Origin of the sequence: Bacteroides sp. Phil13 (assembly GCF_001940965.1) — a bacterium.
Taxonomy (GTDB): Bacteria; Bacteroidota; Bacteroidia; order Bacteroidales; family Bacteroidaceae; genus Bacteroides; species Bacteroides intestinalis.
This window is the reverse complement of the sequence record NZ_MSHA01000034.1, coordinates 25,495-41,752: the sequence shown is the minus strand read 5'-3', so window position 1 is coordinate 41,752 and position 16,258 is coordinate 25,495. Positions and strand designations below refer to the sequence as shown.

Annotated in this window: 11 protein-coding genes; all 11 read left to right on the top strand. The window is 44.9% G+C overall.

The window, feature by feature from the left end:
• The 11 genes from BWI44_RS05745 (at nt 1) to BWI44_RS05695 (ending at nt 16,254) form a co-directional block, all read left to right on the top strand.
• Complete coding sequence (locus BWI44_RS05745; protein WP_286072153.1) at nt 1-2,169, top strand: alpha-galactosidase; 2,169 nt, start codon at nt 1-3, stop codon at nt 2,167-2,169.
• 13 nt (nt 2,170-2,182) lie between these two features.
• The gene (locus tag BWI44_RS05740; RefSeq protein ID WP_286812072.1) at nt 2,183-4,225 is read left to right on the top strand and encodes a glucosidase family protein; all 2,043 of its coding nucleotides are present in this window, start codon (nt 2,183-2,185) and stop codon (nt 4,223-4,225) included.
• A gap of 238 nt (nt 4,226-4,463) precedes the next feature.
• Nucleotides 4,464-8,573 (top strand): hybrid sensor histidine kinase/response regulator transcription factor, encoded by a 4,110-nt coding sequence (locus tag BWI44_RS05735; RefSeq protein WP_286812071.1) that lies wholly within the window; start codon nt 4,464-4,466, stop codon nt 8,571-8,573.
• Between the two features lie 146 nt (nt 8,574-8,719).
• Nucleotides 8,720-10,558: a hypothetical protein gene (locus tag BWI44_RS05730; protein WP_007664283.1), complete on the top strand. Its 1,839-nt coding sequence runs from the start codon at nt 8,720-8,722 to the stop codon at nt 10,556-10,558.
• Nucleotides 10,559-10,577: 19 nt separating this feature from the next.
• Nucleotides 10,578-11,735 (top strand): chorismate transformation FkbO/Hyg5 family protein, encoded by a 1,158-nt coding sequence (locus BWI44_RS05725; RefSeq protein WP_021967901.1) that lies wholly within the window; start codon nt 10,578-10,580, stop codon nt 11,733-11,735.
• A 33-nt stretch (nt 11,736-11,768) separates the two neighbouring features.
• Entirely contained in the window at nt 11,769-12,449 is a 681-nt protein-coding gene (locus BWI44_RS05720) for a cupin domain-containing protein (RefSeq protein WP_021967902.1), read from the top strand.
• A gap of 23 nt (nt 12,450-12,472) precedes the next feature.
• Nucleotides 12,473-12,790 (top strand): VOC family protein, encoded by a 318-nt coding sequence (locus BWI44_RS05715; protein WP_007664280.1) that lies wholly within the window; start codon nt 12,473-12,475, stop codon nt 12,788-12,790.
• A 20-nt stretch (nt 12,791-12,810) separates the two neighbouring features.
• Complete coding sequence (locus BWI44_RS05710; protein ID WP_007664279.1) at nt 12,811-13,818, top strand: dihydroxyacetone kinase subunit DhaK; 1,008 nt, start codon at nt 12,811-12,813, stop codon at nt 13,816-13,818.
• A 3-nt stretch (nt 13,819-13,821) separates the two neighbouring features.
• Nucleotides 13,822-14,436 (top strand): DAK2 domain-containing protein, encoded by a 615-nt coding sequence (locus tag BWI44_RS05705; RefSeq protein ID WP_007664278.1) that lies wholly within the window; start codon nt 13,822-13,824, stop codon nt 14,434-14,436.
• A gap of 25 nt (nt 14,437-14,461) precedes the next feature.
• Nucleotides 14,462-15,337 (top strand): 3-hydroxy-5-phosphonooxypentane-2,4-dione thiolase, encoded by an 876-nt coding sequence (gene lsrF, locus BWI44_RS05700; protein ID WP_195208213.1) that lies wholly within the window; start codon nt 14,462-14,464, stop codon nt 15,335-15,337.
• A gap of 20 nt (nt 15,338-15,357) precedes the next feature.
• Nucleotides 15,358-16,254 carry a beta-propeller domain-containing protein gene (locus BWI44_RS05695; RefSeq protein WP_171032085.1) on the top strand — a complete coding sequence of 299 codons (897 nt, stop codon included), beginning with the start codon at nt 15,358-15,360 and terminating at the stop codon, nt 16,252-16,254.
• Nucleotides 16,255-16,258: the final 4 nt, after the last annotated feature.

Here is a 16,258-nt window from a genome sequence, read left to right as displayed (position 1 = left end):
ATGAAGAATATATTGACGACCTGTTTATTTCTCTGCCTTCTCCTCACGGTGCATGCAGCAGATAATCCGAATGTGAAGAAACTCTTTACCGTTACATCCGGCGAACTGAAACTGACCTTTATGGTGGGTACGGACAATCGCCTTTACCAATTGGGTTTTGGGGATGCTGCCCGTGAAGTAGAGCCTCCTGCTAAGATGCCCTCACGTGAATGGGAGTTTCTTCCTCCTTATGGAAACGGTGTCCTGACAGAACCGGCTATTCAGGCAACTCATGTAGATGGAAATACATCTACGGAACTTCACTACACCGGACATCGTACGGAAACCTTGGCGCCGGGTATCGAACAAACCGTTATTTTACTGAAAGACCCTGCCTATCCTTTCACCGTAGATATCTATATCAAGTGCTATACAGACAATAGCATGATGGAGATATGGAATACCGTTACGCATAATGAGAAAGGTAAAGTCATTCTGCATCGTTTTGCTTCTGCTGCTCCGGTGGTAAAGGCAAAGGAATACTGGCTCTCTCAATTCTCCGGTAACTATAAGCGCGAAGCAACCCTCAATGAAGAACGGCTTTCGGAAGGAGTCAAGATTCTGGATTCCAAATTAGGCATCCGTGCGCATCAGATGCGTATTCCTTCTTTTATCCTCTCACTGAACGGACCGGCTAAAGAAAATGAAGGTGAAGTACTGGCTGCTTCTTTGCGTTGGAGCGGCAGTTTCCAGTTTGCTTTCGATGTAGACTGGAACAAGAACCTGCGTTTGTTGACCGGTATGAATCCTTTGGGCTCACAATACAATCTGGAGCGTGGTGGCACATTTACTACACCCGCCATTCTCTACACGTATAGTAAGCAGGGTAAGGGAGAAGCCAGCCGTCGTTTCCATCGTTGGGCTATGGCAAATGCCATCCGCGATGCAGAGAAAGACCGCCCTGTATTGTTGAACAACTGGGAAGCTACGCACTGCGATTTTGATGAAGACCGCCTGAAGCAACTCTTTGACGGTGCCCGCCAGGTAGGTGCTGAACTTTTCTTATTGGATGATGGCTGGTTCGGTAATGGCCCTTACTCCCGTGATGATGATAAGCACGGTTTGGGAGATTGGGATCCTTCTACCAAGAAGTTACCCAAAGGTTTGTCATATATTGCCAAAGAAGCATTGAAGCGTAAAGTTGGTTTCGGTATCTGGCTGGAACCCGAGATGGTGAATCCTCAGAGCGAACTTTATCAGAAACATCCGGATTGGATCATTACTCAACCCAAGCGTGAACCGATACTGGGTCGCCATCAGGAAATACTGGATCTTACCCGCCCCGAGGTACAGGCTTTTGAGTGGGATATTATCGACAAAACCTTGCGGCCTAACCCGGATATCACTTATGTGAAGTGGGACTGTAACCGTTACATCACCCAACCCGGATCTTCTTATTTGCAGCCCGCCGATCAGAGTCATCTCTGGATAGACTATAACTGGGCGCTTTACCGTCTGATGGATCGTTTTGCCAAAGGTTTCCCCAATGTGATGGCCATGCTTTGTGCCGGTGGATCGGGACGTGTGGATTATGGTGCAATGCCTTATTTCCATTCCTTCTGGCCCAGTGACAACACAGACCCGTTGGGACGTATCAAGATACAATGGGGCTTCTCGCATTTCTTCCCTGCAAATACGATTTCCGCTCACGTTACCCGTATGGGGAAACGTCATTTGAAGATGGCCATAGATGTGGCATTGAGTGGTGCATTCGGAATAGACCTGGCATTGGATAAGGCTACGGCTGAAGAACGTGCGCAGATTGCCGATGCTGTGAAACTATATAAAGAACGCATCCGTCCGTTGGTGATGCATGGTGAACTTTATCGCTTGGTTTCTCCCTATGAGTCTCCATTGGCTTCTTTGAGTTATGTTTCAACAGATAAGCAAAAGGCAGTTGTTTACTTCTACCAGACTAAAGATGGTAATGAACCCCGAGTAATGCTTGGTGGCTTGGATGCCCATAAGAAATATCGTGTGGAAGAAGTCAGTCTGGCCAAAGGAGTGGCTTCCCGTTTCCCTGCCAATGGTAAGGTATTTACGGGAGCAGAACTGATGGAAAAAGGTCTGGAGAATCCATTGAATACCCAGTTTGAGAGTGCAGTATTGATATTAGTAGCTAACAATTAAACACAATAACCTTATGGACTTGAGAAGAACCTTATTACTTTTCTCTTTCATCTTTACCGGTTCGCTGGCCATTGCACAACCGAAAGATCGTTGGACTATCCAGGATGGTGGAGCCATCCGCTGGAGTATCAATGATAATATTCCACATGACGATCATTTGGAAATGAGTGGACAGCAACTTTCTGTTGTCCTTCGTTACGGTGTGGATGCACAGAAGCGTTTTCATCTGAGCCGCAGTCTTGTTTTTCCTATGCTTCGTATGCATCCCAACAAGACACAGAACAATCTGAAGCAACGCTTCGATGTGAATATTCCCGCTTTAGTTACAGTGGACGATCAAACTCTGCTGAATGAAGAAGTACGCGACGTTACCTTCAATGGCATTATGCGTGTGGAAAGTAGTTTCGGTTATATTTACCGGCGTAAAGAACTGAAAGATGCCGTACAGTTGACTCGTGTACTTTATCCATCCACCAACGCCGCGCACTATTGTGAGGAATATACTTTCAAAAATAGCAGTCCGAATCAGATAACGTTGCGAGTGCCTGAGTGGAATGTAACATATACTACTCCTGAGGAAGCCGGTGTATATGGTGCTTATTGCATTGAAGCCGCTCTTTCCAAAAGTGGTGTCTTTGTTTTGAAACCGGGAGAGACGCTTGAATTCTATGCAATCTTTTCCGGAAGGAAACTGGCGGATGCTTCGTCCGGACTAAACAGCACCGGCCTTTCACACATCAACATCCTTAGTGAACGTGCCGCGCGTGAAGCGCTTATCAGTCAGTGGTGGGGCAATCTGGTTTTGGAGACTCCCGATCCCGTGCTCAATCGCATGTTTGCCTTCGCCAAACTGCGTGGTGCTGAAAGTATCTACCGTACGAAAGGCGGATTGATGCATGGTCCTGGTGGTGAAGCTTATTATGCGGCTGTCTGGGCTAACGACCAGGCAGAGTATATCAATCCTTTTTTCCCTTTCTTGGGTTATGAGATTGGTAATGAGTCCGCATTGAACTCTTTTCGCCATTTTGCCCGCTATATGAATCCGGAGTATAAACCTATCCCGAGTTCCATCATCTCCGAAGGTGTCAGCTTCTGGCATGGAGCCAAAGATAGGGGAGACGGTGCGATGATTGCTTACGGTGCCGCACGCTATGCGTTGGCTCGTGGAGATAAGGCGGAAGCGCGTGAACTGTGGCCTCTGATCGAATGGTGTCTGGAGTATTGCAACCGTAAACTAACTCCCGCCGGCGTGGTTGCATCGAATTCGGATGAATTGGAGAACCGCTTCCCGGCTGGTGATGCAAATCTCTGTACCTCTACGCTTTACTACGATGCTTTGCGTTCAGCCGTTATGCTGGGGCGTGAATTGGGAATATCGGCAAAGCAGTTGAATACGTATCGTGATCAAGCGAATGCTTTAGATAAAGCCATAGAAAAACATTTTGGTTATGAGATAGAAGGTTTCCACAGTTACCGCTATTATGAAGGTAATGATATCCTGCGTTCCTGGATTTGTATGCCTCTTGTTATGGGTATCTACACCCGTGCGCATGGCACTATTGATGCGCTCTTTTCGCCCCGCCTATGGACGGACGATGGGTTACTGACGCAAGCCGGTACCGAAACCTTCTGGGATCGTAGTACCCTTTATGCCCTGCGTGGCACCATTGCTGCCGGAGAAGTGGAGAAAGGTATGAACTTCCTCAAGAAGTATTCACATCGCCGTTTGTTGGGCGATCATGTGCCTTATGCCATTGAAGCGTGGCCCGAAGGAGATCAGCGTCATCTTTCTGCTGAAAGTGGATTGTATTGCCGTATCTATACTGAAGGCCTGTTCGGCATCCGGCCTACAGGATTGCGCAGTTTCGAGATGACACCCCGTTTGCCACAGGGGTGGGAGTATATGAACCTGAACCGTGTCCGTGCTTTCAATTCGGAGTTTGATATTCGTGTATCCCGTGCAGGAAAGAAGCTGCATGTAGAAGTCTTGAAAGGTGGCAAGCCCATATTAAGGAAGAATATAACGGAAGGTGTAGCAGTGAGGGTGAATCTATAATGCATGCAGGATAGATAAGTGCAGGAGGCATCTTATCATCAATGCCGATGATGCCTACCATCAATACGGATGATGCCTATCATCATCCGTATTGATGGTAGGCTCTGTCGTAACTTCTGATAGTATGTGTTTACCACTAACCCTTGCTCATCTTATTCTATTTCCGTACCTTTCTGCACTATATTTTATGTAATTTCTATGCTTTTCTTATTTTTGTGCAGTAAATATATCTATGCTGATGAAAAGGAAAATATTGTTGATGTTGTTAGTTTGCTCATTCTCAGTGTTGTATGTGTGGGCTGAACATTCTAAATATTCATTCTATTATAGCCAGAAACTGAATGAAGGGATTTCCCAACTCTCCGTGATGACCATTTGCCAGGATACCCGGGGATATCTTTGGCTAGGGACGCGTAATGGACTGAATCGTTATAATGGCAGTGAATATACTGTTTTTCGTCACCATCCGGGAGACTCTCTGAGTTTGGCAGACAATGAAGTCAATGAAATACGCGAAGATCATAGCAAGAATTTATGGATAGGTACCAGTCGCGGACTAAGCCGGATGTGTCTTCGCACCGAACGTATCCGCAATTATTTTAGTGTAGATGGACTCTCCAGTGCAAGTATCCTTTCTCTTTTGGTTGATAGTTCCGGCAAAGTATGGGTGGGTACCCGCAGTGGGCTTTGTTGTTATATTCCCGAACAAGACAACTTTAAAAGGGTGGAATTTGTAGAGAACTTCAATAGTTCCGTCACTGCCTTGATGGAGGATAAGGCAGGTAATTTCTGGATAGGTACGGCAGTGAACGGAGTTTACCAGTGTAACAAACAGATGCAGGTGATTAATCACTATGACCGTCATGCCGGCTTACCGGATAATAGTATTTCCACTCTTTATGAAGATTCTTATCATCGCATCTGGGTAGGTTGTCAATTTGGCGGACTGAACCGCATTGATGTCCGTAACCATAAAATAACTTCTTATACATCTGCCAATAGTGGTCTGAAGAATAATTATGTCCGTTGCCTTGCCGAATGGGATGGAGAGATATTGATTGGTACTTTCGACGGTATTTATGCTTATGCGCCGTTGAAAGACCAGATTCGTAAAGTGAGCAGTTATGACGAACCCGGACGTGGCTTGGGGCATTTTTCCATTTATTCTTTTTGTCGTGATCATACCGGTACGTTGTGGATTGGTACTTTTGCCGGTGGTGTCACTTGGTTGAGTTCTCTTACCGACCGTTTCATTCATCATACTCCGGGGAAGATGGTGAATCTGCAAACGGGAATCTACGGTACGGCTTGTGTCGATAAACAGAAAAATTTATGGATAGCTACTGAAGGGTATGGATTATTGCAATATGAAATTTCGACAGGGGAAGGGCAGTTTTATCTGATTGATAAGGATAGCTATTCTGTGCATAATTCGAATGTTATCAAAACGGTGTATGCTGAGGACGATTGTATTTGGTGTGGTACGGTATTAGGTGAGGTTTATCGTTTTGATCTTGCTACCCGGCGTTTTTCTTTATTCTATAAATATCCCATAGAACTTGCTATTTATGGTATTGTGCGTGATGCAGGCGGTAATTTATGGGTAGGAACTTCAAAAGCCGGATATGCACTGACCTGTTTTACTCCTTCCGGTGAGCGGAAGACTGAGTTTACCGGATCGGAAGGAGAGAAATTACACTTTTCTTCCGTTCGTTGCATGGAGGAAGAGAGTCCCGGTGTGCTACTGATAGGTATGCGTTCTGCCGGACTGTACCGTTTTAATACTCATACAGGTGAACTGACTGTATTTCGTACATCTCGCCCGGAACAGGAAATGCAAATTCCAAGTAACTATATATCTTCTATATTATCAACCAGATCCGGTGATGTATGGGTATCTACCTATGGAGGCGGTATTTTCCAACTGGATAAGCGGGGAGGTGTGCTTCGCCGGGTAACAGAGAAAGAAGGACTGATGGGAGGGGATATTTGTAAATTGCTGGAAGGAGCGGACGGGAATCTATGGATGAGCTCGTTGCAGGGAATTTCCTCTTATTCTCCGTCCACCGGGGAGATTAAAAACTTTCCATTCAATAATGGTATTCATTTGCGTGAATTTACATATCGGGGTGGGGTAGCCATGCCGGACGGTACATTGTGTTTTACCGGTAATGATGGCTTTATCACTTTTTACACACCGGAGATGCCGATGAATCGTTTTGTGCCGCCAATCGTATTGGAAGACCTGTTGGTGAATAATCGTGTGGTGCGAGCAGATGATGGAACTGGAATCTTAAGTGGGTTGCTTAATGAAGCGGAGGTTATTAATTTACGGTACAATCAGAACAATCTGGCTATAGGATATAAAGCGTTGAATTTCATCAATCCGGAGATGAACCGGTATGCCTATAAGTTGGAAGGATATGATGAAGACTGGAATCATGTGGGAGAACGCAGCACGGCTTACTATACCAATCTGCGTCCCGGCAGCTATCTTTTTCATGTCAAAGCTTGTAATAACGATGGGGTCTGGAATGAGGAAGGGAAGACTTTGAGGATTGTTATTACCCCGCCTTTATGGGCTACTTGGTATGCTTTCCTGATTTATGGATTATTGGTGATAGGAGTGCTTTACGCGATATTCCATTATTTTAATGCCCGCCGCCGCTTGCGGGAAAGACTGCAAATGGAGCAGAAGGAGAAACTTCAACAGGAAGAATTTCATCAGGCAAAGATGCATCTGTTCACGAATTTTGCCCATGAGTTACGTACTCCCTTGACGCTGATCATCACTCCTTTTGAAGAACTGGTGAAGCGGATGGATATGACTATGGAACTGCGGGATAAACTGATGGTTATTTATAAAAATGCCCAACGGCTTCTTTTATTGGTTAATCAGCTGTTGGACTTGCAGAAAAACCAGAGTGGTACGATGGAATTGCAAGTCACGGAGAATAATGTATATGAATTTGTCACGGAGATCTATTGTGCGTTCAATCAGATAGCGCAAACCAATGAAATCACTTTTACACTGGATTGCCGGGATCGGGAGTTTCAGGCCTGGTATGATAAGGTGCTGCTTGAGAAGGTCGTATTCAATTTACTGTCCAATGCATTCAAGTATACTCCTTCCGGCAAAGACATACGTATGTTGGTAGAATGTATTCCGGCTGGAGAGTTGGAAGAATCGTATCGAAAAGAAGTAGCCCCTTCTGCCCTGTATATGATGTTGCAGGTTGTGGATGCCGGTTGTGGAATCCCACTGCAGGAACGGGATAAGGTGTTCACACCTTTCTACCGGGTACCTGAAACGGCAGGGGTAAATGTACCGGGTACAGGTATCGGGCTAAGTCTGGTGTATTCCATTGTAAAGCTACATAAGGGAGTGATACGTATTGAAGACCGGGAAGATGGGACGGAAGGAGTACGGTTCATTGTTTTGCTGCCCGTTTCCCGTGAAGCTTTCACAGAGGAAGAGACGGATGCTATGCCTGTGGAAACGATTGGTGATACGGCATTTGCACAGCCGGTGGAGAAACCGCAAACATCTCCCATTGGAGAAATTGCACCTAAAAAGTCGGTGGTTCTCTTGGTGGAAGATGACAAAGATGTACGGGATTACCTGCATAAGTCCTTGGAAAATGACTATGAAATCATTGAAGCGGCAAACGGTATAAAAGGATATGATAAGGCAGTACAGTTCTTCCCAGATTTAGTGTTGAGTGATATTATGATGCCTAAGCGGAATGGGCTTGAACTCTGTTCCATGATTAAGAATGATATCCGTATCGGACATATACCGGTGATACTGATGACTGCACGTTCCATGGTGATGCATATCAGGGAAGGTTTTGAGGCAGGGGCGGATGATTACGTGATTAAGCCTTTCAGTATGGATGTGCTTCGGATACGTATTCAAAGCCTGTTGCAGTCGAGGGAGCAATTAAAAAAACTGTATGGCAAACGCTTTTCGCCCGAAGTAGTAGGGGTAAGTACTACCTCAGCGGATGAACGTTTTTCACAGAAACTGTATGAGATTATTGAGAAGAATATATCTGATCAGAATTTGGGTATAGAGATGCTTTGTGACCAGATTGGTATCAGCCGCGCCAATCTCTACCGTAAAATCAAAGCTATATCAGAGCTTTCACCCACGGAACTGATACGTAATAAGCGCTTGGAAGTGGCCTTGCGTTATCTGAAGGAAACGAATATGAGTGTTTCGGAAGTGGCAACTTTGTTGGGATTCAACAGTCATTCCTATTTCTCCAATTCGTTTAAAGCATTCTATGGGTTCACACCTACCGAGTTCGTACAGATGAACAGTGCGAACAAAGAGAAGATGTAAGACGAAAAATAAGATTTAAGGCGGAAAGAAGTTTCCGCCTTTTTTGTCTCAAACGATTCTCACTACCGTCTCAAAATGCTTACTGCATTTGTTTTGAGACATTATTGCAAGTCAATGATACACGATTGATAACCCTCAGAACAGTGATGCCCTATCTTTGTGATGTGAAAAACAAGCTTAATTCAATCACTATGAAGTATAAAAGTCGTAGCATCGCAAAGGTTATAGTGCCTGTGTTTTTAGTGGTATCTCTATTTGCATTTACTACTCATACTACGGAGCAGCCGGAAGGAACTCCATTGTTTATAACGGGTATCACTCCTTATAAATCCGGAATGATCGTATCTCAGAAGGGCGTTCAGAAGGTTTCTATTTATTCATCAGATTATAAAGAACGTTTGCAAGAGTGGGAACTGGATGAAGTCCCTACCGGGGTTGCTACAGATGGAGATCAAATTTATGCAACGGTGGCAGGTGAACATAAGAATGGTGTTTATTTCCTGTCTGCTTCCAATCCTTCGGAGAAAGTCTTTGTGGAAACAGCTTCCGGTGCCTGTGCTCCGTTGGTAAATACGGGTAATGGCAAGTTATATATTTGCAACCAGTTTGCCGGTACGGTGTCTGAGTTGGATAAGAATGGAAAGAATGTAGTAAGAACGGTGAAAGTATTGCGTGAACCGAAATCTGCTGTTTTTGATAAAGAAGGAAAACACCTGTTTGTTACCAATTTCCTGCCTATGCAACGGGCGGATGTAGATACTGTAGCTGCTTGCGTATCAGTGATTGATATGAACAGTTTCCGAAAGATAAAGGATATTCAACTGGCTAACGGAAGTAATGCCTTGCGTGGAATGTCGCTTTCTCCGGACGGGCGTTATTTGCTGGTTACTCATAATCTGGGTCGTTTCCAGGTTCCGACATCCCAGTTGCAACAAGGCTGGATGAATACCAGTGCCATCAGTATCGTTAATCTGGCTACTCTGAACTTTGAGGGTGCCGTGTTGCTGGATGAACCGGAACGGGGTGCAGCAGGTATATGGGATGTGAAGTGTACGGATGATAAGATTGTGGTTAGCCATTCCGGTACCCATGAGGTCAGTGTGATAGATTATCCTGCATTTATTCGGAAATTTGAGCAGTATCCTCAAAAGGATGCTTTAGCGTATGACTTACGCTTTTTATACGGTATGCGTAAACGCGTAGCCTTGGTAGGTAATGGACCGCGTTGTATGATGTTGAAGGACGGAACTGCCGTTGTTCCTACTTATTTCTCTGATACATTGAATATCGTGGATTTGAATACGGCAAATGTTCAGTCGGTTGCTATGGTGAAGAATCGTACGGAAAGCAGAATACAGCGTGGTGAGAAATACTTCAATGATGCGGAACATTGTTTCCAGAACTGGCAGTCGTGCAATGGATGCCATCCGGGAGATGCGCGTATGGATGCCATGAACTGGGATTTGATGAATGATGGCATTGGTAATTCAAAAAACTGCAAGAGCCTGTTATTCTCCCATGTCACTCCACCATGCATGATTTCCGGTATTCGTGCTCATGCCGAGATAGCGGTTCGTGCAGGATATAAGCTCATTCAGTTCAGTGATCTGCCGGAAGAGTTTGCAGAGTGTGTGGATGAGTATCTAATGTCATTGAAACCGGTTCCCAGCCCTTATCTGGTGAATGGTGAGCTTTCAGAAAAGGCTAAACGGGGGCGTAAGGTTTATGAAAAGTTTAATTGTGACGAATGTCATTCCGGTCCCTATTATACGGATATGAAGATGCACCGCATCGGTGAAGATATCGAGTTTGAGAATGGGTGGGATACGCCGACGCTGCGTGAAGTCTGGCGCACAGCTCCTTATCTTTTTGATGGACGTGCTGCTACCATGGAAGAAGTATTTACGGTGCATAAGCATGGCATTGAAAAGAAAATATCAGCTAAAGAAGCGGAAGAACTTGCCGAGTATGTGAATTCACTTTAATAGGATAAGAAAGAAGACCATGATTACACACGAAAATATAGAGATTGTTCATCATTTCCTGCAAGTTGCTAAAGCTCCTTTTAAGGAAATGCTGATGCAATTATTGGCGGAATACAGGGCGGTTTATACACCGGTACGCATGGTGATATTCGATGCACCGGTGGATAATAAAGAATATGTAACCCGTTTTGCTTGCATCAAGGAGGCGGTGAAAGAGCTTTTTAAAGAAAAACAACCTTCTGTAAGCTATGTGGCACAACCTCCTCAAACTATGGGCTTGGTGATGGAAGTGCATGAAGTGCAGTTGACGGAACAAGATCATATTGAATATCGGATACTGGAAGATTTGCCTTATATCACTATCGAAAGAGAAGGATGTAAACGCTTGTTCCTGAGCGGTGTGACGGGAGATGTACTACGTCAAAACATCCGTGAACAATCTCATGGCGTATTTTCCAGGATAGCCGGAGTATTGGAAACGGAAGGTATGCCGGTTTCTTCAATCATACGTCAATGGAACTATATTGAAAAGATAACAGCTTGTGATGCAACCGGACACCAGCATTATCAGGATTTCAATGATGCACGTTCGCTATTCTATAATGGTGTGGAGTGGATCACCGGTTATCCGGCTGCTACCGGTATCGGGACTCAGTGGGGCGGCATTATGATTGATGTGGATGCCTTACTCTGTAAAGATGGAAGTGTCCGGGTTCTTGGGGTGGATAATCCTTTGCAGATTGCCGCTCATGCTTATTCACAGAATGTATTATTGGGAGAAAAGGATGCCGCTCTTCCTCAAAAGACCACTCCGAAGTTTGAACGTGCCAAGGCTGTATGGAAAGAAGATCATGGTTTCGTATATGTATCGGGCACAGCCGCTATTCGTGGTGAGCAGAGTCTGGAAGGCGTTGGTATTGAACAGCAAACACTGACTACCTTGGAGAATATAGAATATCTGGTATCCCGTGATAATCTCAATCGTTCCGGTATTCCTGCTACGGAGAATGCTACCCTTATCACCTTCCGCGTGTACGTGAAACGTTGGGAAGATATGGAAAAAGCAAAACAGGTAGTGACAGAGCGATACCCCGATTTACCTGCCATCTATACTTTAACAGATGTGTGCCGTTCGGAACTATTGATAGAGATAGAAGGAATGGGAATATTATGCTGAAACTGATTATTAACCATTAAAATAGATAAGTACATGAGATTAAAGCAAGTATTAACCTTGGCATTAATTGCCGCCTGCGGTATGGGACTCGTTGCCTGTACGGCAGAATCTAAAAAAACAGAACAAGTTATGACACAAGAAAAGGCAACGTATCAGAAGAAGTACACGAACGCTGACTTCTACAAAGACGGAAAGTTTGATCAGGAAGCTGCCAAGAAGGCATTCCTTGACATGTTTGAATTTTATGGTGTGCCTTACACTCCGCTGATGGAGAAAGATATCTGGTTTACAGATTTCGGTTTGGGTGACTTTGAGAATGTAGGTATGGGAGGCATCTTCTGGGTAAACGACCCTGAATATGGCTACTTTGCACATGCTATTTATTTGTTGCCGGGACAAATGATTCCGGAACATGCACATGTGAAAACGGCATTCCCGGCAAAACACGAGTCATGGATGGTAAATCACGGCTGGGTTTATAACTTCTCCGAGGTAGGAGAGGAGACTCCGAATGCTCCTGCGGTTCCGGCATCTCACGGTCCTATCAAGAGTAAGAATTTCGTGAAGCAGAATGTGGGTGATGTCCTTCGCCTGAAAGAACTGGGTACTTTCCATTTTATGATGGCCGGTCCTGAGGGAGCCATTGTAGATGAATGGGCATGTTACCATGATAACGATGGTCTGCGTTTCACTAATGGACAGGCTGCTTTGTAAATCATTCAATAATTAAGAATACCATGAGAAAGATTAATCATTTTGGAATACCAACCACCACACCGCAACCGGGTGAGGTATATGTGGAAGGATTAAAGGTATGGCTGACTAACTTTAATGAAAGTCCCAATAAGATAGAATATTTGCGTTTTGAAGAAGGTAGCTGGATGCCTGAACTAATTCAGAAAGTAGCACATATCGCTTACGAAGTAGATGATCTGGCGGCTGAACTGGAAGGTGCAAAAGTATTGGTTGAACCGATGCCGGGCGGAGAGAATCTGACAATTGCTTTCATTGAAGAAGAAGGTATTGCTTTGGAGTTAATGCAGTTTGATAAATAATCAATTAGTAGAAAGAAATTATGATGAATAAATTCATAAATGATCCGGATAACCTGACAGCTGAATTGCTGGAAGGATATGTAATGGCTTATAGTAACCAGGTAGCCATTGGCGGAGAAAACATTATTGTGCGTGCACATGCGAAAGCTGAAGATAAAGTAGCTGTGATCACTTTGGGTGGTTCCGGTCATGAACCTGCATTAAGCGGTTTCGTGGGCGACGGAATGTTGGACTGCTCTGTAGTCGGTGATATTTTTGCTGCTCCGGGTGCGCAACGTTTGTTCCAGGCTTTGCAGATGTTCAAACGTGAGGCTGGTATCTTGCTTGTGGTGTTGAATCACTCCGGCGATATCATGAGCGCAAACATGGCGTGCCAGTTGGCTGAACGTACGGGCATTAAGGTAAAGACTATTCTGACACACGATGATATCAGTGCAGGACTGGATGCACCGGATGAAGATCGCCGTGGTCTGGCAGGTTGTGTTCCTTTGATTAAAATCGTTGGAGCTGCCGCTGAAGAAGGTAAGTCGTTGGACGAGATTATTGAAATAGGTGAACGCTTCAATGCACGCTTGGCTACGTTGGCAGTGGCAATGAAATCCTGTACCCATCCGCAAAACGGTATGACTATCTCTGACCTTCCGGATGGTGAAATTGAAATCGGTATGGGGCAACATGGAGAAGGTGGAGGAGGTCGCAAGCAACTGGTTTCTGCCGATGAAACAGCCGAAGAAATGATCGGTTTGCTGATGAAGAAACTCCAGCCGAAAGCCGGTAACAAGGCCCTGTTAATTATTAACGGTGTAGGAGCAACTACGCACATGGAGATGAATATCGTTTATCGCAAAGCTCATCAGGTGTTGGAAAATGCCGGTATCGAAGTGGCTGCTGCCCGTATCGGTGAGTTGTTGACCGTTCAGGAACAAGCAGGTTTCCAAATGATTCTTGGTTTGCTGGATGACGATCATATAGATTATCTGAATAATAAAATGTCTAATGCTCCTTATTGGACGACTATTGGTAAGTAAGAGATGGATAAACTGACTATAGATGATTTCAAGAAGATGCTCCGTAATGCGCTGGTGTGCATTACGGAGCGCTCCGACGAATTCTCAAAACTGGATGCGGTATTGGGAGATGGCGATCATGGAACAGCTATCGTTCAATCCATGTCGGCCCTTGTTGCTACGGCTGATAAGGGCACTGAATTTAAGTCGATGCTGAATGACATGAGTTTTAACCTGATGCTTGAGATCAGCGGTTCGACCAGTACATTACTGGGGGGATTTTTCCTGGGAATGAGCGACCATGCAGAAGGTACCGAACTGGACGTGGCAGGCGTAAAAGCTATGTTTGCAGGTGGACTGGAAGGTGTGAGAAAACAAACAAAAGCAAAACTGGGAGATAAAACAATGATGGATGCCCTGATACCGGCGGTGGAAGCCATTCAGGCTTGTGATTCTGCTGATGTGAAGATTATCCTGACAGCGGGTGCTAAAGCGGCTGTGAAAGGTGCTGAAGCTACCAAAGAAATGAAGGCAAACTTCGGACGTGCCCGTAATTACGGCGAACGCTCTATCGGGTACGCAGATTCCGGGGCTTCATCCTGGTCGTGCATGTTTGATGCGTTCGCAAAAGCTTTATGATAAATAACTAATGAAAAGATAAGAAATGGCTGATTTAGATGATTTAAGAGAAGGCTGCAATTTCGGTTTGGGGGTAGCTGCTACTAATAATAGTTTTCATGTAAAAGGAGCGGAACATCTTCCGTGGGGTATGAAGGATCGTTTATCGCGTATTTTCAATCCGAAGACAGGCAAAACCGTGATGCTGGCATTTGACCATGGTTTTATTATGGGACCGACATCCGGTTTGGAGCGTATCGATTTGAACATTGTTCCGTTGATAGAATATGCGGACTGCCTGATGTGTACACGCGGCATTCTTCGTACGGTGATACCGCCCAGTACCAATAAACCTATTTGTCTTCGTTCGGATGCCGGCACTTCTATTCTTACAGAACTGAATGACAACGTATTGATTGACATTGAAGATGCAATACGTATGAATGTATCGGCTATGGCAGTTATGCTGTCTATCGGAGATGCGGCCCACGAAGCAAAAACGGTTGCCAACTTGTACAAGGCAGTAGATAAAGGTACCCGTTACGGAATACCGGTGATGGGAGTGACGGCTGTTGGTAAAGATATGGCACGTGATGCCCGTTATTTCGGTTTAGCTTCCCGTATCGCTGCCGAGAATGGAGCGAATATCGTGAAGACCTATTATTGTGATGGCTTTGAAAAGGTAGTGGCAGCATGTCCTGTTCCTGTGGTGATTGCAGGTGGAAAGAAACTTCCTGAACTGGAAGCGTTGGAGTTGTGCTATAAGGCAATCAGCGAGGGTGCTTCCGGTGTGGATATGGGACGTAACGTGTTCCAGTCGGAAGCTCCTGCCGCTATGATACAGGCCGTTTATGCAGTGGTACACGAAAACCTGAAACCGGAACAGGCATTCGAACTGTTCAATGCACTGAAGAATAAGTAACACTGATTACAAAAAGAATGATGAGGGTTTATATAATTATTTGGATCATTCTTTCCATGGGATTTCGGGCGGCAGCACAAGATAAACTCTTGGTTGCCGGTTCCGGAAATCCGAATATCCTGCTGCTGGATAAACAGACGGGGAAAGTGGAATGGCAGCATGCTTTGGAGAAAGGGGAAGAATGTAATGCGGTTGCTTTGACCCAGAAGGGAGAAATCTTGTATTCGTATAAGCGGGGAGCAAAACTTGTGACATGGGATCATCAGGTGGTCTGGGATTATAAAACACCGGACAAGACGGAATTACAATCAGCTACCTTGTTGCAGAACGGTGGCGTGTTATTGGGAATATGTGGTGTTCCTGCCCAATTCATAGAATTGGATAAGAAAGGTAAAGAAGTAAATAAAGTAACATTGAATTTGGAAGTGGAAAGACCCCACAGTCAGTTCAGACAGATATTCCAGCTCCGGAACAGCAATTATCTGATACCGGTAATGGCAAAACAGAAAGTGTTGGAAGTAAGCCGTAAAGGGAAGATCATCGCTGAACACCAGATTGAGGGTAAGGCATTCTCGTCTCTTGAACTTCCTGATGGAAATCTGCTGTTGCCTTGTGGAGACAATCATTGTTACATCGTGATCGACCGCAAGACAGGCGAAGAGTTGAAACGGGTAAATGCACTGGATATTGAAGGAGTTGCTTTATTGTTTGTAGGGCAGATCCTGCAATTGAAGAATGGGAATCTATTGATTTGTAACTGGTATGGACATACGAAAGATGCCACGGTGGATGAACCACAATTGATAGAGATAGATAAAAACGGTAAAGTGGTGTGGAGCTTGCATGATAAGAAGAATGTCGGTAAGATATCCGCTGCCTGCTATATAGACAATTTCCGCTTACCGAACTTAAAATAGGAGA

Coding starts and splice junctions, on each gene's coding strand:
- BWI44_RS05705 (WP_007664278.1), top strand. CDS start 13,822: ATGGATAAACTGACTATAGATGATTTCAAGAAGATGCTCCGTAATGCG.
- BWI44_RS05725 (WP_021967901.1), top strand. CDS start 10,578: ATGATTACACACGAAAATATAGAGATTGTTCATCATTTCCTGCAAGTT.
- BWI44_RS05740 (WP_286812072.1), top strand. CDS start 2,183: ATGGACTTGAGAAGAACCTTATTACTTTTCTCTTTCATCTTTACCGGT.
- lsrF (WP_195208213.1), top strand. CDS start 14,462: ATGGCTGATTTAGATGATTTAAGAGAAGGCTGCAATTTCGGTTTGGGG.
- BWI44_RS05730 (WP_007664283.1), top strand. CDS start 8,720: ATGCCCTATCTTTGTGATGTGAAAAACAAGCTTAATTCAATCACTATG.
- BWI44_RS05735 (WP_286812071.1), top strand. CDS start 4,464: ATGAAAAGGAAAATATTGTTGATGTTGTTAGTTTGCTCATTCTCAGTG.
- BWI44_RS05695 (WP_171032085.1), top strand. CDS start 15,358: ATGAGGGTTTATATAATTATTTGGATCATTCTTTCCATGGGATTTCGG.
- BWI44_RS05715 (WP_007664280.1), top strand. CDS start 12,473: ATGAGAAAGATTAATCATTTTGGAATACCAACCACCACACCGCAACCG.
- BWI44_RS05720 (WP_021967902.1), top strand. CDS start 11,769: ATGAGATTAAAGCAAGTATTAACCTTGGCATTAATTGCCGCCTGCGGT.
- BWI44_RS05745 (WP_286072153.1), top strand. CDS start 1: ATGAAGAATATATTGACGACCTGTTTATTTCTCTGCCTTCTCCTCACG.
- BWI44_RS05710 (WP_007664279.1), top strand. CDS start 12,811: ATGATGAATAAATTCATAAATGATCCGGATAACCTGACAGCTGAATTG.